This window comes from Maribacter corallii, from assembly GCF_047345415.1.
Taxonomy (GTDB): Bacteria; Bacteroidota; Bacteroidia; order Flavobacteriales; family Flavobacteriaceae; genus Maribacter_C.
Genome location: NZ_JBLFEP010000004.1, coordinates 49,752 through 76,267, shown reverse-complemented (window position 1 = coordinate 76,267; position 26,516 = coordinate 49,752). Strand labels below are relative to the sequence as shown.

Sequence of the window (26,516 nt, the reverse complement as noted above, 5' to 3'; positions counted from 1 at the left end):
TTAGTAGTTTTCATTTATAAAATCGATACGGCGGTTGACCAAATCTCCAGCTTGATCCGTCCAGTTCGCTGGAAACATCGATTTGGGAATGGTTATCTTAAAATCGGGTCGTTGTGTTTTGATCAATGCAATACTGTTCAATATGAGATTGGTCTCGGTTTCAGACTCGGAATTTTCGAGTACCTCCAAAATTAGGGTGTTGGGTACATTCTGAACATGAAGCATAAGGTATTCAATAGCCCTGGCGCGTACCAGATTGTTGGAATCGTATTTTGACAGTTGTACTCCCATTTTGAAAAAGGGGGAGGATTCTTTTCCAAAAGTACTGCAGACCATCAAGCCCCAATATCGTTTCCAGGGATTATCGGATAACAAGGCTTTCTCAATATCCGCTTTGGCGGCCTCAAAGGGTCGTAAACTCAAATCGGCGATGTCAATCAATTCCGAAATTTCGTTTTTATGCTGTTGCCCAAAACCCACCGGATTGGAAAGGCCTGCTTCCAAGAAATAGGATTCGGGATAAAAGCTTAAATCGGGCATGGACTTCACCTGATCTTGTAGGTTTGTACGGAGTTCCAGCAGGGTGTTTTGATACTTTGGGTCCGCTGCTAAATTATAGACTTCATGCGGATCTTTTTCAATATCGTATAAGGCTTCGGGCGTACGGGCCTCAAAAAACTGTTGCTGTTCATCATTTAGATCCCCGGCCTTAAAAAGCTCCTTCCATTCCGAATAGGCTAGCATTTTGTACCGATAGAAATTAAAGAGTGCATCTACATTGAAGGGTTGGTAATTTCTCATGTATTTATATTTCCCCTTTCGAATAGACCGCACTAAATCGTATTTTTCATCAAACCTATCGGCGTAACCGATGGCCGTATCCCGTTGTTCAAGTTGTTGCAAGCTTACGGATTCTCCCAAAAAGGGTTTTCCATCGATTTGTTCGGGTATAGGGATTCCGGCCAAATTCAATATGGTAGGGGCCAGGTCAATAAATTGTACAAAAGCGTCCGTTCTACTGCCTGATTGTATCGGAGTCAGATGTTTCCACTTTTCAGGAACATAGACAACCATAGGTACATGTAGCCCACTTTCATAGATGTATCCCTTGCTTCTGGGAAGCACCCCTCCATGGTCTCCGTAATAAAAGATAATCGTGTTCTCCATCACCCCGTCTGTTTCCAATTGGTTTAAGAATTCCCCGATTTGCGTATCTACCTTTTGGTGTAAATCCCGATAGTAGGCATTGGTATAGCGGTAGCTTGGTGTGTCTGGGTGATAGGGGAAAACCGTAACGTTTTCGACTGAGGTTTGGGTAGGCGTGCTATCCATTTGGCTCTTGGTGAAATGCAATTGTCCTTCATGGGTAGCATGGAAATTCTGTACGTGGAAAAAAGGCTGACCTGGTTTTCGATTTTTATAGGTGGCTTCCTTTGAGGATTCATCCCAAACACTATCCGACTTTACGAAATTATAATCTTCCTTAGCATTGTTCGTGGTATAATACCCCGCTTCCCTTAAATACTCGGGAAACATTTTCAAACCTTCGGGCATGGGTGCCAGTTCCATTCTTCGGTGGTATTGGGTGCCGACTCTCGGTGCGTAACAGCCGGAGATGATCGTGCTTCGCGCCACAGAACAAACCGGAGCGTTGGAAAACGCATTGTTGAAAACGATTCCCTTTTTTGCCAAGGCCTCAACATGTGGCATAGGAGCGCCGCCCTCGTCATATAATTTTAGAAAATGTTTCGAATTGTCCTCACTAACGAGCCATACGATATTGGGTTTTTTCTCCGGTTCTTCTTTTTCTTGGCAGGAAAAAAGGAAAACCATCAGTACTAAGGAGACTATTTTTTTAAATGACATAACGCTTGTTAGAATTGAATTATATGGTTTCCCTCTTCCAATGTAAAATAGGTATTTCCTTTTGTTTCTTTACTTAAGATGACATTATTGATCAAGATTGAAGCCCTTGACTCGATAATCGAGGTTTATAATTGATTGCGGTCAGGCAAATAGTATTGGCGCCTGCGTCGATTCACTAAGACCGTTCCCTTCAATTACCACGCAAAATTGCCATGTATTGCTTTACCTGACAACTCTTCCTGAGGCGTTGCCTCCCATCAAACGTTCGACCTCGGCCCGGGTGGAATAATTGAAGTCACCTTTTATAGAATGCTTTAGACAAGAAGCCGCAACCGCATAATTCACAGCAGTTTGGGTTTCATTCAATTCAGGGGTGGTCAAAGCAAAAATCAAACCACCTGCAAACGAATCCCCTCCGCCTACACGATCTACAATATTTTTGATTTGATATGGGTTATAGTTCCCGTTGGAGTCCAAGGGAGCAAAAGAAGGGGAATCCGTGGCCGCATCGAAAAGCATGGCGCCCCAATTATTATGGCTGGCCGATAGACTCTCTCGCAACGTAATGGCCACCTTACTCACATTGGGAAATTGTTGGACTACTTTACGTGCAACATCGGGGTATCTAGAAGTATCGAGGGCTCCCGAATGTACGTCGGTATCTCCTGCTTGGATGCCTAAAACATCATGACAGTCTTCCTCGTTGCCCACGACGACATCAATAAAGGGAAGAATACTCCGCATGGTTTTTTGAGCCAGGTCTTTGGTGGTGTAGTTGGCGTCCCATTTCCACAGTTTTCCCCTGAAATTCAAGTCAATGGAAACGGAAGCACCAGCTTCTTTTGCTTTTTTGGCGGCTACCAATGTGGCTTCCGCCGCGGTCTTCGATAGGGCAGGGGTGATACCGCTTAAATGCAACCATTGTGCATCTTCAAAAATAGCATCCCAATCATAGGCGCTTGCTGGTGTAATAGATACGGCCGAATCGGCCCTGTCGTAAATCACGTTACTGGGTCTTTGGTTCGCTCCCGTTTCCAAGAAATATAGTCCCAATCGCCCTTCATCGGTTCTTAGAATAAAATCCGTGTCGATACCAACGGCCCGTATGGAATCCATTGTAGCTTCCGCTAGTGAGTGTTTGGGCAGGGCCGTGACATACCGTGCCTTTCCTCCGAAGTTACATATAGAGGCCGCTACGCTCGCTTCGGCTCCGGCATAAGTGATTTCAAAATTTCTTGTTTGTCGCAATCTTAAGTTTGCGGGTGAGGCCATACGCCCCATAATTTCTCCAAAGGTTACTACTTTTTTCATGGTGCTTTGATGATGTGGTATTACAATCTGATTTTGGTGATCAAGTTTCTAATTTCCAATGCGTTTTGTGTTATGGTGGTCCAATCTTCCGCTTGGATCAAATTTCTTTTGGCGACCCATGTACCGCCTATGGCGGTTATCAAATCGGATTGTAAATAGCTTGGTGCATTTTCGATATTGCAGCCGCCCAAGGGAATGAACTTCAGTCCCAAATAGTTGTAAGGGGCAGACATGCTTTCAAGGTGTTTCATACCACCCGAGGTTGCGGCCGGAAAAAATTTGAGTACTCGACAGCCTTCTTGTACGGCAATTTCTATGTCTGTTGGGGTCATGATTCCTGGCGCAAACGACAATCCTTGTTTATATGCCTCTGCGATGATTTTTGGATTGCACCCAGGTGATACAGCAAAATCCGCTCCCATATCCACTACTGCTTTTACTTGGTCAACGGTCAGTACTGTTCCGAATCCCAAAGTGATTTCCGGAACTTCTTTCTTAATTATTTTGGCCGCTTCCAATGCTGCTGGTGTACGAAGCGTTAATTCGATGGCATCAACACCTCCTTTAAGCAAGGCATTGGCCAAGGGAACGGCATGTTTTACCTCATCAACGATCAATACGGCAATGATACCTGCCGTATCGATTTTTTGAATTAACTCTGGAGACATGGCCTGTTGAACTATAGGTTGCATATTCTTGTTTTACTATTTGTATTGTAAATGTATCGTTTCGATGGGAATTTGCTTCATTTGTGAACTCGACAAAAACTAAATGTTGCCCTTATTTGGCCTATAATATCCTAGATTGCCATTGAAATCCGCTTTTTGACCAAATAATCGTCCAATGCCAAATGTGAGCAATCGTGACCGATTCCGCTGTTTTTGATTCCTCCATGGGGCAGATATATCGAATATTTGACCCCATTGATTTGAATCTCTCCAAATTGGAGGTCTCTTGAAAATCGTTCAATTCGTCTATGGTCGTTGGTAAAAATATAGGAGGCCAGTCCATATTCGGTGTCATTTGCCAAGGCCAACACTTCATCATCGGTTTCAAATGGCATTAAGGATGCCACGGCACCGAAGGTTTCCTTTTTGAATACTTCCATTTCTGGGGTCATTCCTGAAAGTACGGTAGGCTGAATCCAGTTGCCTTTTTCTTTTCCTTTGGGAATTTTCCCTCCGTATTCAAGTGTGGCTCCCTTACTTACCGCATCTTTGATCAAATCGAACATACGGTCCCGATCTTTTTTTGACACCATGGGCCCCATATCGGCATCGGAGTCTACACCATGGCCTAATTTAAGTTTGGATGCTCGTTCGATATAAGCCGCCAAGAATTTCCCATAGATATTTTGATGGACGAATATGCGGTTGGCCGCAACACAGACTTGACCTGAATTTCCAAATTTCAAAGCGATTCCCAAATTAAGTGCCTTTTCGAAATCGGCATCCTCGAATACAATGAATGGGGCGTTTCCCCCTAGTTCCATACCTAATTTTTTAATGGAAGTCGTACTGTCGGCAATCACTTTTTGTCCGGTTTGTGTTGATCCGATCATGGTCAACACTGCAGGGATGGTGCTTGTCGTCATGGAGTGGGCAACGGTGCTGCTGGGTCCGCATAAGATATTGACAACTCCTGGAGGGAAATTGATATCGTGTAAGATCTTACCGATCAAATAAGCGGAAAGGGGAGAAGCGGCAGAGGGTTTAATAATCAGCGAACAACCTGCAGCCAATGCGGGACCCATCTTAAATCCCACATTGAGCAAAGGAAAATTCCAGGCCAAATAGGCGACCGCCACCCCTGCAGGCTGATGTACCATTTTGTGTGTGTGGGTATTTTCGTAATCCGGAATCTGTTCATCGCGCATATTCTTCATGGCAGCCGGGTACCATTCCAGTCCGTTGATGACTCCTTCAATATCTTCCCAAGCGCCCGCGTAGGTCTTTCCCATTTCATAGACCATCGCCGCACGTAATTCGTGTTCATTTTCCAGAACGGCGGTCCGCAATTTGGTCATCCATTCGGTACGTTCGGCAAGCGATAATTTCGACCAGTATTCAAAACCTTTTTGGGCCGCTACCAATGCTAAGGTGGCGTCTTCTTCACCTGCCCAAGCTATTTCGGCTGTGGGCTCATCGTTGGCCGGGCATACGACGGTGTGCCTTTTACCGGAAACGGCATCGACTAGCGCACCCCCAATGTATAATTTGTGGTATCCAAAATTCATAATTGTCGTTGTTTTTAAATCAGGATTTCGGAGGAAAAATTACGTACCACTTCTTCATCGACCGTTATACCCAACCCTGGACTTTGTGGAATATCAATACATCCGTTTTTCATCTGAATAGAAGGTACTGTAAGTGATTCCCGGATTTCATTTTCCGTTCGATCATATTCGATGTACATATCAGGCGGATGCAATCGGCCTGGTATCGGCTCTTGGTTGGCTATGAAATGCAGCGCGGCGTGAAAAGCGATACCTGTTCCCCAAACATGTGGTATAATTTCAATACCCCTTGTATTGGCCAAAGTACATATCCGTTTCGCCTCACTTAGTCCACCCGCACCACAAATATCGACTTGTAGAATATCTACACAATTATTTTCCAATAGGGTCTGAAATCCGTATCGTAGATATTCACATTCGCCTCCGGCAATGGGGATGGTCGTTTTTGACCTTAATTCTCGATACTGGTGATAGTATTCAGGTGATACCGGTTCTTCAAACCACCCGATGTCATACTGCTCTATTGCTTTTGCCAAAGCGGTTGCCTCCCGAAGTGAATACGCATGATTGGAATCGACCATTAATTCAATGTCATTTCCGATCGCTTTGCGGACGGCCTTAACCAACGCAATATCTTGAGTTACCGAAAGACCGACTTTCATCTTTATGGCCTTAAAACCTTGGTCAACATACGAACGGGCCTCATCAACCAGTTTTACTGTAAGATTATCGCTTTCGGAAAAATAAAGACCAGTGGCATAGGGAATGACCCATTTGCGATGTTGCCCGCCCATTAAGACACTTACTGGTTGGTTGAATACCTTTCCCTTGATATCCCACAAAGCGACATCAATGGCACTTATCGAAGCTGCCAAAACGCCTCTTCGCGCAAAATCCAAGGTTTTTCGGTACATCTTATGCCAAAGAGTTTCATTCTCTAACGGATTTTCACCGATCAGTAACGGAGTGACTAGCTTGATTCCCGTTTTTATAAGATCGGCAGGGCCGTACCCTTCACCCCAACCACAGAGACCTTCATCTGTGGTAATCTTTACGATGCATATGCGTCTTTCACTATACGTCCATTGTGAGAAAGAAAAGGTTTCTTTCAACTGGTTCGATAAGACGAAGGCTTCAATTTTGGCTATTTTCATTGGTCAGGTATTAATGGAGCGAATCCGAGAAATTAAAATTAGAAAAGGCATTTGAATTACATTGAACCATATTTATCTGTGGCTAACCTTATTTTAACACTAATTGCCATGCATATAAGCAGGTTTAGGAAACCTCTGGGAGGTTGTATTGACTGAAATTACTGTAGTTGTCACGATATGTGCTGGGTGAGATCCCCTTAAAATTTTTAAACGTTCTATTGAAATTGGTCAGCGAGGAGAATCCGACGTCATAACATATTTGTTTGATGGGTGCCTCCCCGTTGATCAAGAGTTGACAGGCCTTACTGATGCGAACTTCATTTAAAAATAAGGAGAAGGTCTTATTGGTTCTTGTCTTGAAAAACCGACAAAAGGCGGGCGGTGTCATCACGGCAATTTTAGAAATATCGCCCAAACCGATATTTTGGGCGTAATTGGTCGAAATGTAGTTGATGACTTTATGCAACCTATTTTCACCGGCCACCTGCTTCGGAATGGTGAAGTTCGGTCCGGATAGAAGGGTATGATTTTGGCTTATGAGCAATTTTCGAAGTATGGCCAGTAAAAGTATCAACCTTTCCGAAGATTCGGCTTTCGTTAATTTTAATAGGTCTTCATGTACCGATTGCCGTGTCTCCTCAGAAAACAATAGCCCCTGATCGGCCTCTTTCAAAAGTGCCTTGATATGCACAAGTTCAGGCATTGAAAATAAGTCGATGTCCCCGAACATTCTTGTGAATTTTACCACGATAAAATCCGTTGTCACATCGTCGAGGCTGTCCACGTCATTCCGCCAAAGATGGGGAAGCCACTGCCCAACAAGTACCAATTCTCCCTTCTGAAAATTTGAAATATGGTCGCCCACAACGCGCATGCCTTGGCCTTTTAAAAAATAAATGAGTTCAAATTCTTTATGGAAGTGCCAATCACCGCCAATATGGGGTCGATAGACTCTTTTCGCATAAATGGAACTCAGGGAGTCGTGTTCCGAGGATTTGAATTGAAGTTTCACCTGTTAGATTTTAATGATTTTTACCTGCCATGAATTTCAAGAAATTGAAGCTGTGCAAACCATCGCTTTTTACATTGAATCTTAACCAACACTTTGGGATCAACGCTTTACTGCTCTTGCGGCCGTTTCCCTTGGGTTGATTTTCTATGGTAATCCGCTCGCTTTGGTCTCCTTTGGACAAATAGTACACAGCGTTTTTATCCATATGGGCACTTTAAACTAGTAAAAAATTACCCCTTTGGCAAATGTTTCTCAAGTATTTGAGTTAAAAAACGATAAGGATTGCCTGATGTGTGTCTGCCAATACGTCCATTCGTGGCCCCCAGGAAACTCTTGGTAGGTATGTATGATTTTCAATCTATCCAAATCGGCGTGTAGTTGTCTATTATGGCTGATCAATTCATCTTCCGTACCACAATCAAAGCGGATTTTCAGTACATCGGGTCTATAGTTTTCAATCACCCCGAGCACCGAGTTCTCGTAGCTATCCTCTTGTTGGTAATTGTTCAAGTCTTCTTCTACAAAAAGGGGCATCTGTGTAATATCGGTAATAGCCGAATGGGCCGAAACGGCCTTAAACCTTCCGGAGTGTTTTATACCTAATCGCAAAGCGCCGAAACCTCCCATGGAAAGTCCTGAAAGGAATAGATCGGAACTCGTGCTCACCGATGGAATATTTTCGATTACCGCATTGGTTACGTCTTCGACAATCCACTTTTCGAAATCTTTTTGATTATGCGCTAGATATCCTGAGCCGTCACCCCATAGTCCGTCGGAAGGCATGGCGATGACCATAGGGCGTATTTCGCCGTTTTGAATCATTTGCAAAGCCGTTCGGTGCACCCCTGCCTTTTGCGTCCATACCCATGAGCTGCCATAGACCCCATGCAATAAGATGACCAACGGAAGGTTGTCTATTGTTTCCCCCGGCGGAACAAAAACACAAATATCTCCACGACCTTTAAGGTTTTCGGTCTTGACCGTAATATAGCGAAGGTGGTCACTTTCAAATTGGGGATCTGAGATTTCTGTAGTTCTGAACATAGTTTGTCGGGTCTTTTATATTTGACAGGTTTCGGATGTCACCGCAAAGGTCGCAGGCAATAATTTGAATCCGTTGCTTGCTGAGTGTTTTTATAGTACTGGCGGTTCAACCAGTATCAGTATGGTTTTAAATTTACTCGATAATCGAGATTTAAAATGCTCCGACGCCTGCTTGCCGGACAGGCAGGCTTGCGTCGAAATCAATATTAATTTTCCTTCTAATGCCTCGCGGGCTTGTCCCGAGGTTATTTACTCAAATACGATTACGCCTTTGGCGTTTTTACCCGAAAGCATATCTTCAAATGCCTGTTCCAATTGATCTAACTTATAGGTCTGTGTAATCATTTCTTCCAATTTCAGCGCTCCGGAACGGTAGTGTTCCACAATTTTTGGGAAGTCTTTTTCTGGGTTACACCCGCCATATAAGGGATTGATATACACCTTGTCCCACTCAAAAAGATTCATATCGATGACGATTTCCTGTTCGATACCGCTGACTTGTACGGCCGTACCGGCATTTCTTACCATGGCTAAGGGAGCGGCGCCTAATTCAGGAACGGCCGTGCATTCAAAAGCATAGTCGGCACCTCTATTGGCAGTCATTTTCTTTACTTCTTTGGCCGCCAATAGTAGACCGGTATCTTCTCTGTCGGCCAAAATCGTGTGGGTCGCCCCGAATTTTTTAGCCAACTCCAGGCGATTGGTATTGATGTCTATTGCGATAATCTTGCCCGCTTTATTGACTTTCGCCCCCTGTATGACACTCAGGCCGACTCCTCCCGTACCAAGCACAACGACCGAACTTCCCTCCGTCACCTTTGCCGAATTTACGACCGAACCATAGCCCGTCATCACCCCGCAACTGATAATGCTTGCCGCTGCGAAAGACATGTCGGAAACAGGATTCTTGACCACGGCCGAAGCCTTGACCAAGGTATATTCCGATAAGGTGCCGATGTTAAATGAGCGTTCGATGGGTTCTCCATTATAACGCGTTCCTTCCAAGTGGGCATGGCCTTCGGTATAACCATTTGCACCGGCCACTACTGGCGAATTATTCTCGCATATATGTTCATTCCCCAAATCACATTGGAAACATGATCTACATGGGGTTGCCCAGTTTAGAATGACAGTATCTCCAACAGCTACATTTTCAACATCCGGGCCAATGGCCTCAATAACTCCAGATCCTTCATGGCCCATAACAATAGGCTTTCCCCAGTTCAGCGAATCATGGTCCGTATGGCATAAACCCGCAGCTTTCATGCGTACCAAAACCTCATTTTTTTTTGGTTCGGCGACACTTACGGTATCTATAACGTAGGTTCCATCACCTTTGGCAATGGCGCTTTTTGAAGTTAGGGTCATTTGTTTTGGTTTTAAAATTAGTTGTATTGTCAAAATTTCACCGGCTTCTAAAACCAGTGAGATCTAGAACTTGTGTACTGGCAAATGCGGTTATTCAGCTCCTAAATCATAAGATGTGCCGGCTTTAGCTCAACGGATGTATCGGCCAAATTGGATTTGTTGATCAATTGACCGGTCTTTATGAATTTTGTGCCAAGTACAAATGCCTTGGCATTATTGATTGCATCTACCGACAATAGCCGATCACCACTAAAATACCAAATCGAAAAACAAGGTTGCTCTTTTTCCTCTTTTCGAATGATGCTGTTATCGTGCCCTTCCGAAAGTCCGACAATCTGTAATTTCACATCATATTGGTCGGACCAAAACCAAGGGATGGAATCATAGATGACCTCTTTCCCGCAGATGGCCGCGGCTGCTACCTTGGCTTGATCAACGGCATTTTGAACGGATTCAAGACGAACAAATCGGTCATAATGTGGGTTATGATGAAACGTACAATCGCCTATGGCATAGATCTCTTCGTTACTGGTTTTGGCCATGGCATCTACTTTGATCCCATTTTCCGTGACGAGTCCGGCCTTTTCCGCAATCTCCGTATTTACACGGATTCCTACACCTATTATGATGATATCGGCGAAGTAGGCCGAGCCATCATCGCAAATAATTGTATGCTCAGTATTGGTTTCAACGGCAGTCACGTTTTTTTTCGTTAAAATGTCCACCCCTTTTTTTTGGTGAAGCGAATGAAAGAATTCTGACATCTCCGATACGGTAACTCGGGCCAGAATGCGTTCTTCACGTTCGAGTACCGTAACCGTTGCTCCTAATTTGTTTAGGGAAGCGGCTATCTCCAAACCGATGTACCCCCCGCCAATGATTACCACATTCTTTTTTGGGCTTTCGCCTAGGGCTTTTCGAATACCCTCCACATCGGCCATGGTCCGTAAAGGGAAAATATTTTTGGCGTTATCAAGACCTGTTATAGGAGGAATCAAAGGCCGCGCGCCTGTCGCTAAAATCAATTTGTCATACGCTTGAACCTTTCCGTCACTTAATGCAATTTTCCTTTCCCCAGAATCAATGCTCGTGACCTTAATTCCCAAATTCAATTGAATTTCGGAACGTTCATAACTTTCTTCAGATTTTAAGAGATTTTTTTGAGCCCCTTCTGTATTTGTCAAATAGGTTTTTGATAGCGGTGGTCTATGGTACGGAAGCTCCGGATCCGCATCATACAGAATGATTTGGCCCTGCCAACCTTCCTTGCGCAAGGCAAAGGCGCAATTCACCCCGGCATGACTTGCTCCGATAATGACACAAACGGTATCGGTCATTGGTGATTATTTGGCTACCGTCAAGATAACGCCATCAATGGCATCACTGATCGCGATTTGACAAGATAGGCGACTGTACGCATCGGCGTTATCATCTAGCTCCAACATATCGGTTTCAATTTCGCTAGCAGCTCCGGTTTTTTCCATATCCTCCGGTCGCACATGTACATGACAAGTGGCACAAGAACAGACACCACCACAGTCTCCGTCGATACCGTTTACATTATGTTCTACTGCCAGCTCCATTACTGAACCGGAATCACCCTCTAACTCAATCGTCTGATGATCACTTGTGATAAATGTTATTTTCGCCATATTTACTGTATAGGATTAAATTTTACATGAATGTAGTCATAGCCGACCTTACGTTGGAATTCTGCAAGATCCTCAATATTTTCCTTGCATTCGAACAGTTCGATACGATCTACTTTTTCTGCTAAGGTAGCGAGTAAGACTTTCATGATCTGTCGTGCATGTGAGGCGCCTAAACAATTATGATGGCTGAAACCAAACCCCACATGTGGATTCATTTTTCGATCGATTATGATTTCATTTGGCTTTTCGAATACCGAGGCATCACGATTTGCGGAAGCCCAACATAAGGAAACCCGAGAGTCGGCCTTCATTGCATGCTCACAGACCTGTGTATCTTCGGTAACCACGCGCCCCATCTGGGTCAACGGTGAAAAGTAGCGAATCATTTCCTCTACAGCCTTACCTATAATTTCAGGCTCCTTTCGAAAACGTTCCAAAGATTCTGGGTGTTCCGATAGATAGGCAATGGCATTGGTTACTGCATTAATGATGGTATCACGGCCTCCGGCAAAGGTCAAGACCATAACGCCCTTGACTTCTTCTTTCGTCAGCCTTTTACCGGCTACTTCCGATGCCAATAGCACGGAGTACAGATCCTCCCCGGGATTTTCCATTGCGGCTTCTATCTGCCCATCGATATAGTCATATAAAATATTCGCCTTGTCGGCATCCAATGCCGTGTCCTCACTTCGAAAAACGTGGGTACCCCAAGAAATCCAGGTTTCGGCCTCTTCATATGGAATATTCAATAATAAGGTCAAGGCACGTGATTGCAATACCAATGCGAATTCCTCGATAACCTCGAAGCTGTCCTTCTGAACCACCTCATCGACCAAGGCTGAAATCTGTGCGCTGAGTTTTTCGGTGTATTCAGGCTGCAAAGGTCTTTTGAACCAAGGTTCGATTAAAGCGCGGTAGGCACCATGAACCGGAGGGTCAAGCTCGAAGGGAATCTGACGTGTTTCTCGAATGTTCACCTCGGAGGGAACTACAATACGACCCGGCTTTGCTTCGGATTGAAATGTTTTGTAGTTGTGGGCTGTTTTACGCACATCTTTATGACGCAAAATCATTTTAACCGGATCATTTTGATCGTTGAGGTCACCAAGCCCCTTTTTCAAACGGGCATTTTCAAATGGATCGGGTAGTGCACTTTTTTCCATCACAACTGTGGCTTTTGGGATTGTTATTTTCCTTTTCACAAAACTTAGCATTATTATTTCAAAACAAGTAATCGATTTTGTTCAATACATATGCTATTCTGTTTAAAATATGTATTTTTAAGAATTTATTCAGATGTAATAGTGTATGAAACCTTATTTAGAACCCATTCCCTTAGGTCAGGAAAAGTCCATACTTGGATTCAGTTATGCTGCGGACAATTTTGACACACCTTGGCATTTTCATCCACAACATGAACTGACCTATATCGAAGAAAGTACCGGTACCAAATTTATTGGGGACTATGTGGGTTCATACGAACCTGGGGAATTGGTACTGCTCCGATCGAACCTTCCCCACTGCTGGAAAAATGCCCAGAATGGGCAAAATCAATCAAGGTCCTTAGTGGTGCAATGGAACGTTGGTATTTTTCCAAAAGTTCCCGAACTGCAGGTCGTTTTCGATTTGTTACGTACTGCGGCCAAGGGTATGCTATTCGATTTTAAGGAAACAAAAGAACTGATTCCAACCCTCAAAAGGTTGCCAAGCCTCGAGGGACACGAACTATATATTCAACTATTAGAACTACTTACCGCGCTTGCTAAATGCCCCTATCGAACGTTATCTGAGGCTAGTTTCATTGATGACTTGCCCACAGAGTATGGAAGCCGCATGTCGACCATACACGAATTCGTTTCTAAGTATTTTGAACGAAAAATATATCTAAAGGAAGTTGCCGATTTAGTCAGTTTATCCGAACAGTCATTTTCACGATTTTTTTCAAAAATGATGGGGCGTTCCTTTTTTACTTTTTTGAACGAGTATCGTATCAATAGGGCATCTAGAATGCTATTGGATACGGATTATTCGGTGGCCGAAATAGGATACTTTTGCGGGTATGAGTCGTTGCCTTTCTTTCACAAGCAATTCAACAAGTTCAAGAACTGCACGCCCTTGGTTTATCGAAAGAAGCACGGTCTTACTTGAGGTCATCACCCCTAATGGGCTAAGCTACTCTTCCAGCCTGCCTGGAGTTGTGTGGTCAGATCCGCCACAATATCCGGATGTTCCGCAGCGATATTTTTGGTTTCCGAAGGATCGGTGCGATGGTCATAGAGTTCAACGGCAATAGGTGCCATTTCTGTAGTTGTTCGGTCTTTCCAAGCGACGAAGCGGAAGTGTTCCGTACGCATAGAGTAGCCCATCAATCGATTTTCATATAGATCACGATCCCATTTCTCCGCTTGTTGTTGTATAATTCGGCCTTCCACCTCGTTAATCAGCGGACCAAAGTAAGTTTCCCTCATTTGGGCGGTCAAGGGGTTTGCGGCCCATTCGCGTAGGGCCGGAGTCGGAAATTGACTAAATGCGGTTTTCTTCCACGTTCTTTTAGGATTATCGAGCAAGGGAACAAAACTTTGGCCTTCTAGATGATCAGGTAGTTCAAGTCCTGACAACTCGGCTAGTGTAGGGTATATATCAACAAGTTCCACTAGGGCTTTTGTTTTTTGCCCACGAGTGCTTTCCGGCATATCGGGCGTGTTGATTACCAGCGGTACCCTAGTAGCGATTTCATAATTTGTGGCCTTACCCCATACGCCCATATCACCTAGATGCCATCCATGATCGCTCCAAAGAATGATAACCGTATTTTCACGTTGTCCGGTCCGCTCTAGGGCCGAGATCATTTTTCCGATTTGCGCGTCTACATAACTTACCGAAGCCAAATAGGCATGTTTGAGGGTTTTTGCCAACTCGCCTTCAATTGGGCCAGTTTTAGGGATGCCATGGCGCACTCGAAGTTCAAAAGAAGCGTGAAGCCCCATGGCAGCGGCGTTTTCGGGCGCTGTAGTATGGGTCGCCATAGGAATATCGTCTCGGTCGTACAAATCCCAGTATTTTTTGGGTGCGTTCCAGTCCAAATGGGGCAATCGAAAACCAAGGCCTAAAAAGAAGGGTTTTTCATTTTTCTCGACCATCTCTTCCATGGTAGCAATGGCCAATTCGGTATGGTAGCCATCAATGTATTCATGGTCTTCGACATCGGCCATTTCAAAAGCAGGTCCTCTACCTAGGGCATAATGGCTAACACTATTGTATTTCGCTCGAATTTCAGCTTGGTTCTTTTTATAAATTTCTTGATTTTTTTTCAAGGCATAGGCCCCAGGATAGTCCGGTTTCGCATGTTTTATCTTGTTCAGCGCTGGTTTTCTGCTCCAAGATAGTGCGGTGTCCGTAAACCTCCCGTGATAGATCTTTCCGGTATATACCGTTTCATACCCGTTGTTCTTAAAATGCTGAGGTAGCGTAATGATATCGGGATTTTCATCTCGGAAATAGGTATAATTCTCAAAGACCCCAATAGTTTCTGGTCGCGCACCGGTCATCAAACTTGCCCGAGAGGGACTGCAAATCGCTTGTTGACAATAGGCGTTTTCGAATAGTAGTCCTTCCGTAGCCAGTTTATCGATATTTGGGGTAATCGCGATTTCAGATCCATAGGCCCCAAGTTCAGGGCGAAGGTCGTCAACCGCAATAAACAAGATATTGGGTCTTTTTGCTATGGTTTGCTCAATGGGCTTTTCGCCCTTACAAGCAACTCCCAAAACGATTAGAATGAAGAAAAAAGCTATTCTCATGAGGTTCATTTTTGTTTTGGACGTATTTCGATAGTATCAATGAAAAACGGGGTCGCCTTTTTATCAGGTACATCTACTTTTCTAACTTCGATCTTAAATCGGTCGTTTGTACTGGAAGCTTCCGCTTTCAAGAACGTTTTTTTAACGGATATCCATTGGCGTCTTTCCAAACCAGTTAGGTCAATTGGAATGTCAAGTTTCGGATTTTCAAACGAGAGGTGTAGTTGTTTTACGGGCCTTCCTTGGTCTAACCATAGGTTCAGTGAAAGCTCATACGTTCCTTGGGGAATGTTGATGGCCCCAGCCGGGGATAAGGCAATTACGTTGTCGGTTTCCAATTTTTCATTTTTCCCCAAACCGGAAAATCGCAAGCTGTTGACTCCGGTGGCATAGTCGCCTTCTACAATGGAAAAGTATTTTGAGGAGAGGCTATCTATTTCCCAAAACTTTTGATAATCGTTGGTTTCTGAGCTTTCGGGCACCATTTTTAAAGGACGTGGCTGTTCTTCGTAGAGCATAGGTCCTTCAAAGCCATAAAACTGCCGCGCCAAAAGATTATCATTCGGCTTTTGCCATACACGCAGGTACTCTATTTCAAAGTCCACCGGGAGTTCTTCTTTATGGGGCATCCCGAGCCAAAAGAAAATTTCGGAATCGAGCCAAACCTCCATAGGATTGTTCAGTACCCAATCCAACCCTACATCATCTTGCGTGAAGTGATGAACCAGTTGACCATCGATGTAAATGCTCAAATAGTCTTCGCCCCAATCGGCGCCATAGATATGAAAATCGTCTGCAGTACGATAGGGAAGGTGTTCAACATGCTGAAATACATTTGTTGGCCTTTGTGCAGGCGGACTCCAATCATGGGCCGTGGCCAATGAACTCGTTGCCGTGATTTTTTCACCTTTCTTTGGGTTTCCCATTTGCTCGAAAACATCCAATTCTTGCTCGTAGCCTATTCCCCAGAAAGCTGCGGTAATTGCGGCATTGCCCGACTTTGATTTGACTTCCATATAACCATTCAGGAATCGTTTTTTCGTAATGACCGCAGCAGTGGTCACCGGCATTGGTTCTTCCTTATATTCTCCATACTTGGCCGTACCCATGGCGCCATCGGTATACGACTCTTGAATGAATTCATATTTAGGCTCCCAAGCAGTTCGCAGTTTTAACTTCCCATTTTCAACGCGAACATTATGGGGCACGAATTGGGAGGGAGCTCGGCCTTTCCAAATATAATAGTCGCCATGCTCACCTTCGATAAACCACTTGCTTCGGTCCAGTTCTTTGCCTTCGAATTCGTCGCTTACTTCTTTATTTAAAACCCATCCGCCTTCATTGTTTGGGTCTGAGGCCGGAAACGCCTTTTTTGTTTGTTGTGCAATACATCCAGAAATCGAAAAGATTACAATGAGTATATTTTTCATTCTGATTTCTTTTTTGGTGCCAAGGCCAATTGTACTTCTTCGATCGTCATGTTTTTGGTCTCCTTCAAATAGATAAAAAGAATGACAAGTCCAATGGCCACCGTACTTGCATAAAAAAGCAGTGTTGAACCTATGCCTAGATTCTCTAATTGCCACGGGAAAAATGTTTGTATCAATGAACTGGTTATACTGGTTAGGAATACAAAAACGGGTATCGCGATTCCTCGATTTGATATTGGAAATATTTCAGAAAAAAGTACCCACATCACAGGACCTATGGTCGATTGAAATGCGGCTATAAAACTTAATATTCCTATCAAAATCAATAGACCATTAAGATTAGCTGCCTTTTGAATCAAGGCGCTTGAGTGTTTTTTAGCCTCTTCTTCACCCAGAGTTTCCATCAATGCCTCCTTGAAGTCAATGTCGCTATCATAAGACGTATCTATCAGTATATTCAACCGTTCTGCACCTGACACTTCGGTAAGTTCAACAACATTTTCTTTTGATAGGGAATAGGTGGCATTATGAAACCCATAAAAGCAAATGCCCAGGCTAATAATAATCCATAGTAGTCCCCCAAGAACCATTGGGCGGCGCCCGATCTTATCTACAAGAAGTAACCCTAAAACGGTGAATATGACGCTAATCACACCTATCCAAATGGCTTGTGAAAATGCCGCATCGGTGCCCATACCCAATTGTTCAAATACTGTGGGGGCATAAAACAGTATTGCATTAATACCGGTAGATTGTTGTACGATAGCCAAGGTCGCCGCAATGATAAACGTAATTCGCATCGGCCGGTTAAATATTTCTTTGAATTGTGCCCAATCCGAATGATCTGCCCCCATTGTTTGTAGCGATTCTTTCATTTCTACAATATGGGTTTCAACTTCATTTTCCGATATAACCCTTTTCAGGGTTTCCTTTGCCTCTTCAATTCGTTCTTGAAGCACCAACCATACCGGACTGTGAGGGATAAACATCAAAAGGATCAACCATAAAAGGGCAAAAATAATCTCCGAACCAAGCATCCAGCGCCAAGTATTGGTATCGATACCCAAAGTGATGACCCATTCCGCTCCTGAATTGGCCCAATTTTGTATCATATAGTTGATGAAATAAGCGGCGGATAGGCCCACCACAATGTTGATCTGAATCATGGAAACGAGCTTGCCACGCCACTTGGGCGGGGCAATTTCGCCTATATACATTGAAGCCATTGAAATAGAACTGAAGGCCAGTCCACCTAAAAATCGAGCAGATAGGAAGATCCAATAGTTGGGTGCAAAGGCAGAACCAAGAGCGGAAATCAAATAGACGGCCGCGGAAATTTGCAAGGCTCTTTTTCGTCCAATCTTGTTGACCGCGTACCCCACGAATACAAGTGCCAACAATACGCCCCAAGCCGCCGCTCCCACGGCCGCACCAAGTTGTAATTCATTGAGGGCAAATTCTTCCGTAAGGTAATTGGTCGTGCCGGAAATCAGCGCTGCATCGATACCGAAGACAAAGCCACCCATGGCTACAATTGTCGCGTATTTGTAGGCATTCTTTTTATGATCGGTCATATGGTTTATGCGTATTGGTGGTTTATTCGTTAGCCCAAATTACGGGCATGAAAACGGTCATTTCGCTTTGCCCCCTATTACTCCAGGTGTAATACGGAATCAATTGTGTGGAGAAGCGTTCAAACTTTGGTTTTGATACCTCATTGTACATGCTTTTTAGCGCATCTTTACGGATGAGCAAATCGGTTTCTAGGGTAGTCACCCCACCTAAGACATCGGTTTTATGTATAGCCCTGAGTTCTTTATTACTTGAGATATAAACGTCTGTAATATCAGTGTCTTTGGGAAGGTCAGGGGACTCGAGAGCATAGACAATGGGACCTCTTTTAACCGCTACTTGATTTCTGACCTCTTCAATTCTCGGATGTCCTTCGATCAATTTGGCCTCCATTGGCATATGTAAGGAAATAACATCTCCTGTGGACCATTGGCGTTCGATTTTTGCAAAACTACCTGATGTGACATTGGCAAGGGACTCACCGTTTATTGTTAAGGTACTTCCTTTAGCCCATGCCGGAATTCTCAATGTTATTTCAAAAGGCTCCGATTTAGCTTCTTCCAGGGTCACTTCTACTGCACCATCCCAAGGGTAATTGCTTTTTTGGGAAAGTTTAAGAGCAGAACCATCCAACAACGTTGTTTCCAATTTGTTACTTCCATAGAGGTTTATGGCGAGGCCCTTTTCGGTTTTACTGTATGCCCACGCGGGAGACTTGGCCACCGTTCGAACCAAATTCGGTGGGCAACAAAAACATTTTAAATAGGGTTGTCTTTCTGGGAATTCTACGTTCATATGCTCATAATCCAATGCGCCATCAATTTTTCGTAAGGGATTGGAATAATAATAATCCTTGCCTCCAAGACCAATGCCTGAAAGCCCGCTATTGTGCAACACCAATTCCATGATATCACCGTGTTTGGAATCACCGGTGAGGGTCAACATACGGTAATTGAACATCGAATTGCAGATATTGGCACAAGTTTCATTGTAAGCTGTCATATTCGGCATCATATATTCATCTATGAACCCCTCTTCGATTTTATCTAATCTGGAAGACCTTCCATAATGTGTTTGACCAACAGCCCCGGTTACGTACATTTTTTTATGGGTCACGTTATCCCAAAGTCTGTCCAAAGCATCGATTAATGCTTTTTCTCCGGTTTCGGCATAAACATCCGCTGCGCCGGCATAGTAATACAACGCTAACACCGCATGACCTACCGCTTCGGTTTCCTCTCTCAGCGGAACCCGTTCTTGCACCATATCACCAATCGGATAGCCTTTGGTCGCCGCGGTATCGTTTATTTCGTAGGTACCTCGAAGATTAATAAACTGTTCGGCAAGTTCTAAATAACGTTTGTCCTGAACGGTTCGATACAATTCTACCAAGCCCATGATCTGGGTCTGATTGAACCCGAACCGTTCGAGCTCAGGGGTAATAGGTACAAAAAGGTCGTAGAGATAATCGGCATGTTTGATCGCGATATCCAGGAAGTTGGTCTTTCCGGTCACCCGATGGTGAATACAAGCACTTGTCAGTAAATGCCCGCTGTTATAAAGTTCATGGTATTTTCGGTTGGAAAAAGGTTCCAGATCATCGCGAATGATTATTGGCGTGGACAGATATCCGTTGTCTTGCTGTGCCTGCCCTATAATAGTAATGATCTCATCCATTTCTTGAACGATTTTCTCGTTCTTGTTCACTGCATAGATGTACATACTGGCCTCCATCCATTTATAGAAATCCCCATCATGCCACCACCATCCTTGATGCTCCCCTTCTTTTAGACCTGCCGCGATCTTGAAGTTGTTGAGTCCGTGACCGATATCCCCTTTCAATAAGCTTCCCATGTACGGCACCATCGTTTCCTCGGCCTGTTTCCATTTTTCCGCCCAAAAACCATCCGTCCAATGACAATCACCGATATCGATACTTTTTAATTTGACATGCGGACTCTCCGTATTATTGATGATGCCGCGGGCATTGTCTTTTATCATGGCAGTGGTTTTGGGTTTTACAATTTTGGGTTTTTCCGATTTTTCACTTGAATTCCGACAGGATGAAATGAGTAGTAAGGGAGCGATAATCATTGTAGCCAAACCAAAATAGTGCCTCCGTTTCATAAACAGTTTATTGGTTATTCTTTTTAGACCAAAACTTATCCATACGTTGCACATCCCGCCATTCGTACTCTTTTTTCAGCAGCCATCTAGGGCGCTCTAAAGTGGCTTCCCAAGCGAAGAGCTCCTTGTACATTTGCAAGTAGCGCTCCGGTTCTTTGTCGGCCAGATTGTTCAATTCACGCTCATCCTCCGGTAAATAGAACAGTTCTGCGGGCCGATCGGGGAAACGAATGAATTTCCAATCGCCTTTTCGCATAACAGCTCGGGCATCACGTTTCCAAAAAAGGGTTTCATGCGGCCGTTCTGTTAGAGTTCCATTGATATAGGGAAGTAAATCTACGCCATCAATATCCTTTAGATTTTTAGTGTCTCCACCAGCTGCCTTAAAGAAGGTAGGAAGCAAGTCAAAAGTGCTTATCGGTTTTGTATAGGTTGTATTTGGGGTAAGTTTACCGGGCCACTTCATTAGAAAAGGCACTCGAATACCTCCTTCTAAATGAGTTGCTTTTATGCCACTTAAGGGGAGATTGCTCGATGCATTCGCATCCGTTGGCCCCCCATTATCATTAGTAAAAACCACAATAGTGTTTTTATCAATACCCAATTCTTTTAGCTTGTTCAATACTTTACCCACAGCCCTATCTAAAGCCAAGCCCATTGCAGCCACAATTTTACGTTTACCGGTCAATTCTGGAAATTTTGCCAAATCCTCTGGAACTGCATCCATCGGAGTATGGACGGCATTAAAGGAAAGAAAAGCAAAGAATGGCTTGTTGATTTTACTATTTCGCTCGATAAAATCCAGGGATTCGTTTGCAATAGCCTCCGTAAGATATGCTTTGGATTCTTCAAATTTTCCAAAACCTCTTTCCATTAGATTCATGCGATCTTTCGGTGCTTCTGTGTATTCAAAATAACTGCGCGCACCGCCACGAAATCCGTAAAATTCATCGAATCCCCTTTTCGTTGGATGGAACCTATCAGCTCCCCCCAAATGCCATTTCCCATAGATTGCTGTAGCATAGCCTTGTTTTTTTAGGTAATCGGCCATGGTTACCTCTTCTATCGGAAGGCCCATTTCGGTTCCGTCAACTGCCGAAACGGCACTCATATATGTGGGTACATTGTTTTCTTCATACCCGAATCGGTACTGTGATTTTCCGGTCATCAATCCTGCACGTGAAGGCCCGCAGGTCGGATGTGTCACATAGGCCTGGGTAAATCGCACACCCTCTAATGCAAGTTTGTCCAAATGGGGTGTGATCATTTCCGTACTCCCTTGAAAACCAAAATCGGCATAACCTGCATCATCGGCAAAGAGCAAGATAATATTGGGCTTTTTTGCAGGTTCAACTGTCGTTGTTTGTTGTGCCGTAGATCCCCAAGGGATATACATGACGAATAGTAAGGCTAAAAGATGTCTCATGTGCATAGTCTCTATGGTTTCAAAAGTACCGTTATCGTTTTTCTTCGAATTTGCAGGAATTATCTGGAGCTAACTCTATTTTAACCCAAAAAACAATTATGGAACCTCAGAAGGGTAAAATACAAAGCTCGCAGGCCTATTTTAGTGGTTTTTCACTTCTCAGTTTCCGCTGTTTTTTACTTAACCCTTGTTGTAAATACACCTCTGGTGAATGTACCACACGATGTTTCTTCATTTCAGGGTCGTGTAGGTCTTGACTTAGATCACAATCGAAACGGACCAGTTTGGAACTGAACTTATTCCAATTGTCCGTAACATTGATGAAATGGGCGATCCCCCAACTGATTCCACGACCATTCTTGGTGTCCGTGAAAGCATCTGGAACATAGGGAGCAGCCGCATAGGGCATTAGCTCCGTGATGGAGGCAATTTCGAAGTTCACCCAATCTTCGGCATACTGTACCGTATTATGTTCAGGTCCATCTTTATAGACTAAGGCGGCAACCCCTTCTTTAAATGGAAACAGTGATGTTTCATGCCCTGAGGTAATTACGGGGTTCAAGGGATGTTTTGTAAAGGGGCCTAAAGGGTCATCCGCTATGGCCAATCCTTGCATACGAACGAGGTCGGGACGCTCGCCAAAATCGGATTTGTAATACAGATAGATTTTACCATTGTGAACCAAGGGGTAGGGGTCGTGAATAGAGTTTTGGTCCCATTCGCCTTCCGCCCCATTGGGAATTACGACTTGGTTATAGGGTATCCAGGGTCCATCGGGAGAATCGGCATAGGATACTGCTACGGGGCAATCGTCTCCTCCATTTTTACCGGATGCCACTGAAAAGGCTTGATAGTATAAATAGTATTTTCCTTTCCACACTAAAATATCGGTAGTGGTCACAGAACGATGACCGACATTGGGTGCCGGTGGCCTTGGTATGGCCACTCCTTGTTCTTCCCAGATAAACCCGTCTTCAGAAGTCGCATAATAAATATCAGCTAGATCCCAATCCGATGATGGAATGGTATCATTCGATTTCGAGGCATTGGGAATTCCGACTGGTGGTACAGGGGTTTCACGATGCGTATACCATACATAGTATTTGCCTTTATATAAAATAGTTTTAGAAGGGTCGCGACGTGAAATGGTGCCGTCGTGATCCTTATAATCAAAACCCTCGAGTTCGGTATATTTGAATTGACTGAACAGTTCGTTCTGCTCTGGCCTTGGTGAGGCATAATCGGTATATATTCTTTCCATAGCGGCGCTCAGGGCCCTTTTCGGTTTTTCTTCGGGTAGATGAAACGGGAAGCCTCCTTCATCTTGCCTAGCGTTCTTTTCGACCTGTTTTTGAGCACAGGAATTGAACAATACGCTCCCAATGAGAGCGAAGGCTATTGCACGATACTTAAAGTTTCTATGGATTATCATTGGTTTGCGGGTTTATCTTCAATAGGAGAGAGGTAGGTATAGTAAACACCATAGGTGCGTTCGCCTTCTATAAAATCATTGACCAGAAACGTTTTCCCCTTTTCGAGATAGACGCTAAAATCAATTGCCTCATCTTCCCTGCTGATTTTCTTTTCTAAGATCTGGTTGGCGATTCGTATTCGGACCTTTTCGGGCGAGATGGCTTTATAGGTAAACCAATTTTTGGGGTTCTTTTCAGGGACTCCCCATATACGTCCAGGATTTTCCTTCGGCCATCTTCGACATGAAATACGATAATGGCCCTCCCTTTCAATTTCAAGGGCATGGGTATTGTTTTGGTTCTTCTTACCCGCTGCCACCTGTTCACTTTTCCAGATGGCCAGATCATCACCTATGGCATGTTGAATGGTCAATTTTATTTCTTGCTGATCGGCGTTTCCAATTATTGCTGCGGGGAATTCGGAATACGTGTCATTCTTTTTTGCCTTTTTGAGGAAGGCGGCATTTTCCTTTAGCAGCTGATCGACAACTCTTGGATGTTCTTTTGCGAGGTTGTTCAGCTGCATTCGGTCTTTTTCGATATGGTACAACTCGGTACCGTTGATCAATCGCCATTGGTCTTTGATGATACAGGTGTTCTCCACATCAAGTGGCTGTCGCCAATCTTGTCGACTATGGATGAAAATAGTGCGTTCTTCCAGTTCTGTTTGTTTTTTAAGGAGTAGAGGACTTAAATCCAAACCGTCCAATCGCCGTTCTTTCGGAATGGAAATGCCACATAAGTTGGCCAATGTAGGCAACAGGTCAATATGAGCCGTTTCTTCATCAATATTCCAACCTCCTTTGATATCTCCATCTTTCCAACGAATGAAAAAGGGAACCCGATGTCCGCCCTCGGTCCGGTCATTCTTCTTTCCTCTAAACCCATGGTTGTAACCAAGGGTTCCGTCTTTGCTGATTCCGTCAGAGGTACCATTATCGGTCATGAAAATGAGAATGGTATTGTCGGCGATCTTGTTCTTCTTCAAGAACTTTTCAAGGGTTCCGAAATTCTCGTCGATATTGGTAATCATGCCATAGAACTCCGGATTCAATATGTCGCTTCCCTTTAATGGCTGGTAAGGAGCAGCATACTTCTTCTCCACGTAAAATGGACTATGCGGTGCATTGGTTGGGAGGTAAATGAAAAAAGGACGGGCTTTGTGATTTTCTATGAATTTCATGGCCTCTTCAAACCATACATCCGTACAGTATCCTTTAAATTCTTTAGGTTCATTATTTACATAATAGGTATCATTAAAATAGGTATTGCCCCAGTAATCAGATAATTCTCCAACACCCCCAGCCTTATGATGTACAGCCATATCAAAACCCATATCAGTGGGGCGTACAGGGTAATTATCCCCTAAATGCCATTTCCCGAAAATTCCTGTTTTATATCCATTTGTTTGAAAGAGTTTTGCCATGGTGAGGGCTCCCTGCGATAAGGCATCACGTCCTTTATAAGTAGCCCAAGCTCCATTGTTTATGGGGTAGCGTCCGGTCATGATTGCTGCTCGAGTCGGAGTACAAACGGGATTCACATGAAAATCGGTCAAGCGCACGGCATTTCCGTAAAATTTATCGATGTTGGGGGTTTGTATCCACGGATTCCCGTGGGCACCAAGCTCACCGATCCCTTGGTCATCGGTCAGGATCAAGATGACATTGGGTTGTCTTGATTGAACTCCCTTTTGCGAAAATGAGGAGAGGTAAATCAAGAAGGTACAGTATATTAAGCGATACTTCATTCCACGGTTTTATCCTTATTGACATTTTGTAGTTTAGTTTGCTTATCAAGACCTTGTTGGAAGTATACTTCGGGCTTGTGCCATACCGTACTTTTCTTAAAGACCTGTGGATTGTCATAGTCTAAGCTTAAATCACAATCAAAACGGGCCATAATGGAATGTTGTTTCCCTGCACCACCGGCATTGATAAAATGACAGAGTCCCCAGGTAAATCCCTTTCCATAATCCGTATTAGTAAAGGCATCCGGAATATGGGGGGCCGCGGCTACAGGTGTGAACGAAAGACTGGAAGCTATTTCAAAATTTACCCCATCTTCGGAATATTGCATGGTCTCACGCTCATTTCCATCCCTTATGGTCAAAGCGGCTACTCCCTTTTTAAAGGGAAAGTAGGTGGTTTCATGTCCTGAGGTCATCACCGGATTCAACGGGTGTTTCTCAAACGGACCTAAGGGGTCATCCGAAATAACCAATCCGTGGCCAACAGCATACCGATCCCTTATTTCTGGCCATTTATTAAAGGCAGCCTTGTAATAGAGGTAAATCCTGTTCCTAAATACAATAGGGTGTGGATCATGGGTTGCATCTTGGTCCCATTCCCCCTTTTTTCCAAAAGGAATGACCTTGTCGGCACCGTGGGTCCAAGGTCCAGCTGGACTATCGGCGTATGAAACGGACACCGGGCACCAATCACCACGAAGGCCGCTTGGTTCATCAAAGGCCTGATAGTACAGGTAATATTTGCCTTTCCAGATCAAGATGTCGGGCGTGGCTACTGAACGCCAACCTGAATTCGGTTTTTCGGGTCGGGCTACTGCTATTCCCTGTTCTTCCCAAGTAGTACCATCGATACTTGTCGCATACCAAATATCACATAAGTCCCAATCCGTGGATGGGATTTCATCAGTGGCCTTAATCGCATTTTTAGCTCCTATCGGTGGGATCTTTGTCTGCCTTTTGGTATAGTAGATATAATAGGTTCCGTTAACCTTTATGGGTCTTGAAGGGTCACGTCTTGATACCGTTCCATCCTCGTTGTGGTAATCAAACCCCACTAATGGCGTATACTTGAATTGTGAAAAGAGTTCATTGTCATGTATGCCTTTACCAGGATAGTCGAACATTCTTTCGGTAGCCGTACTCATAGGAATATCAGGTTTCTCCGTTGGTATTTTATGCGGAAAGACCGCTTTCGATATTTTCGCCGAAACTGGGGCCGATTTGGTTTCCGGTTCACCACAGGAAACCACCATTAAGAAAGAGATGATATGGAATAAGATAAATGGGATTTTCATG

The 26,516-nt window shown here is 44.1% G+C and carries 21 protein-coding genes; 1 reads left to right on the top strand and 20 read right to left on the bottom strand.

Annotated features, from left to right (window positions below; genetic code table 11):
* From ACKWCA_RS14670 to ACKWCA_RS14615, 12 genes are all read right to left on the bottom strand, one after another.
* Window positions 1-1,866: a sulfatase family protein gene (locus tag ACKWCA_RS14670; protein ID WP_413978972.1), complete on the bottom strand. Its 1,866-nt coding sequence runs from the start codon at window positions 1,864-1,866 to the stop codon at window positions 1-3.
* A 222-nt stretch (window positions 1,867-2,088) separates the two neighbouring features.
* Complete coding sequence (locus tag ACKWCA_RS14665; RefSeq protein ID WP_413978971.1) at window positions 2,089-3,177, bottom strand: sugar kinase; 1,089 nt, start codon at window positions 3,175-3,177, stop codon at window positions 2,089-2,091.
* A gap of 20 nt (window positions 3,178-3,197) precedes the next feature.
* On the bottom strand, window positions 3,198-3,869 hold the full coding sequence (locus ACKWCA_RS14660) for a bifunctional 4-hydroxy-2-oxoglutarate aldolase/2-dehydro-3-deoxy-phosphogluconate aldolase (RefSeq protein ID WP_413978970.1): 672 nt from the start codon (window positions 3,867-3,869) through the stop codon (window positions 3,198-3,200).
* Between the two features lie 107 nt (window positions 3,870-3,976).
* The gene (locus ACKWCA_RS14655) at window positions 3,977-5,413 is read right to left on the bottom strand and encodes an NAD-dependent succinate-semialdehyde dehydrogenase (protein WP_413978969.1); all 1,437 of its coding nucleotides are present in this window, start codon (window positions 5,411-5,413) and stop codon (window positions 3,977-3,979) included.
* 14 nt (window positions 5,414-5,427) lie between these two features.
* Window positions 5,428-6,567 (bottom strand): mandelate racemase/muconate lactonizing enzyme family protein, encoded by a 1,140-nt coding sequence (locus tag ACKWCA_RS14650; protein WP_413978968.1) that lies wholly within the window; start codon window positions 6,565-6,567, stop codon window positions 5,428-5,430.
* A gap of 124 nt (window positions 6,568-6,691) precedes the next feature.
* On the bottom strand, window positions 6,692-7,579 hold the full coding sequence (locus tag ACKWCA_RS14645) for an AraC family transcriptional regulator (protein WP_413978967.1): 888 nt from the start codon (window positions 7,577-7,579) through the stop codon (window positions 6,692-6,694).
* Between the two features lie 10 nt (window positions 7,580-7,589).
* Window positions 7,590-7,784 carry a hypothetical protein gene (locus ACKWCA_RS14640; protein WP_413978966.1) on the bottom strand — a complete coding sequence of 65 codons (195 nt, stop codon included), beginning with the start codon at window positions 7,782-7,784 and terminating at the stop codon, window positions 7,590-7,592.
* Window positions 7,785-7,831: 47 nt separating this feature from the next.
* Complete coding sequence (locus ACKWCA_RS14635; RefSeq protein WP_413978965.1) at window positions 7,832-8,623, bottom strand: alpha/beta hydrolase; 792 nt, start codon at window positions 8,621-8,623, stop codon at window positions 7,832-7,834.
* A 249-nt stretch (window positions 8,624-8,872) separates the two neighbouring features.
* Window positions 8,873-9,991, bottom strand: a complete 1,119-nt coding sequence (locus ACKWCA_RS14630; RefSeq protein ID WP_413978964.1) for an alcohol dehydrogenase catalytic domain-containing protein — start codon at window positions 9,989-9,991, stop codon at window positions 8,873-8,875.
* 101 nt (window positions 9,992-10,092) lie between these two features.
* Complete coding sequence (locus tag ACKWCA_RS14625) at window positions 10,093-11,328, bottom strand: NAD(P)/FAD-dependent oxidoreductase (protein ID WP_413978963.1); 1,236 nt, start codon at window positions 11,326-11,328, stop codon at window positions 10,093-10,095.
* Between the two features lie 6 nt (window positions 11,329-11,334).
* A complete protein-coding gene (locus ACKWCA_RS14620) occupies window positions 11,335-11,643 on the bottom strand; it encodes a 2Fe-2S iron-sulfur cluster-binding protein (protein ID WP_413978962.1) in 309 nt (102 codons plus the stop codon).
* A gap of 2 nt (window positions 11,644-11,645) precedes the next feature.
* Entirely contained in the window at window positions 11,646-12,806 is a 1,161-nt protein-coding gene (locus ACKWCA_RS14615; protein WP_413978961.1) for a cytochrome P450, read from the bottom strand.
* 145 nt (window positions 12,807-12,951) lie between these two features.
* On the opposite strand from ACKWCA_RS14615, the gene ACKWCA_RS14610 reads away from it, so the two are divergent.
* The gene (locus ACKWCA_RS14610; protein ID WP_413978960.1) at window positions 12,952-13,791 is read left to right on the top strand and encodes an AraC family transcriptional regulator; all 840 of its coding nucleotides are present in this window, start codon (window positions 12,952-12,954) and stop codon (window positions 13,789-13,791) included.
* Between the two features lie 11 nt (window positions 13,792-13,802).
* On the opposite strand, the gene ACKWCA_RS14605 is transcribed toward ACKWCA_RS14610, so the two are convergent.
* From ACKWCA_RS14605 to ACKWCA_RS14570, 8 genes are all read right to left on the bottom strand, one after another.
* Window positions 13,803-15,443 (bottom strand): sulfatase, encoded by a 1,641-nt coding sequence (locus ACKWCA_RS14605; protein ID WP_413978959.1) that lies wholly within the window; start codon window positions 15,441-15,443, stop codon window positions 13,803-13,805.
* A gap of 5 nt (window positions 15,444-15,448) precedes the next feature.
* Window positions 15,449-16,873, bottom strand: coding sequence for a family 16 glycosylhydrolase (locus ACKWCA_RS14600; RefSeq protein WP_413978958.1), 1,425 nt, complete (start codon window positions 16,871-16,873; stop codon window positions 15,449-15,451).
* Window positions 16,870-18,447: an MFS transporter gene (locus ACKWCA_RS14595; RefSeq protein WP_413978957.1), complete on the bottom strand. Its 1,578-nt coding sequence runs from the start codon at window positions 18,445-18,447 to the stop codon at window positions 16,870-16,872. Before ACKWCA_RS14595 ends, ACKWCA_RS14600 begins: the two co-directional genes overlap by 4 nt.
* A 22-nt stretch (window positions 18,448-18,469) precedes the next feature.
* A complete protein-coding gene (locus ACKWCA_RS14590; protein WP_413978956.1) occupies window positions 18,470-20,572 on the bottom strand; it encodes a glycoside hydrolase family 127 protein in 2,103 nt (700 codons plus the stop codon).
* A gap of 7 nt (window positions 20,573-20,579) precedes the next feature.
* The gene (locus ACKWCA_RS14585) at window positions 20,580-21,998 is read right to left on the bottom strand and encodes a sulfatase-like hydrolase/transferase (RefSeq protein ID WP_413978955.1); all 1,419 of its coding nucleotides are present in this window, start codon (window positions 21,996-21,998) and stop codon (window positions 20,580-20,582) included.
* A 136-nt stretch (window positions 21,999-22,134) separates the two neighbouring features.
* Window positions 22,135-23,430 carry a glycoside hydrolase family 117 protein gene (locus ACKWCA_RS14580; RefSeq protein WP_413978954.1) on the bottom strand — a complete coding sequence of 432 codons (1,296 nt, stop codon included), beginning with the start codon at window positions 23,428-23,430 and terminating at the stop codon, window positions 22,135-22,137.
* Complete coding sequence (locus ACKWCA_RS14575; protein ID WP_413978953.1) at window positions 23,427-25,220, bottom strand: arylsulfatase; 1,794 nt, start codon at window positions 25,218-25,220, stop codon at window positions 23,427-23,429. The genes ACKWCA_RS14580 and ACKWCA_RS14575 overlap by 4 nt, the downstream gene beginning before the upstream one ends.
* A complete protein-coding gene (locus tag ACKWCA_RS14570) occupies window positions 25,217-26,515 on the bottom strand; it encodes a glycoside hydrolase family 117 protein (RefSeq protein WP_413978952.1) in 1,299 nt (432 codons plus the stop codon). Before ACKWCA_RS14570 ends, ACKWCA_RS14575 begins: the two co-directional genes overlap by 4 nt.
* Window position 26,516: the final 1 nt, after the last annotated feature.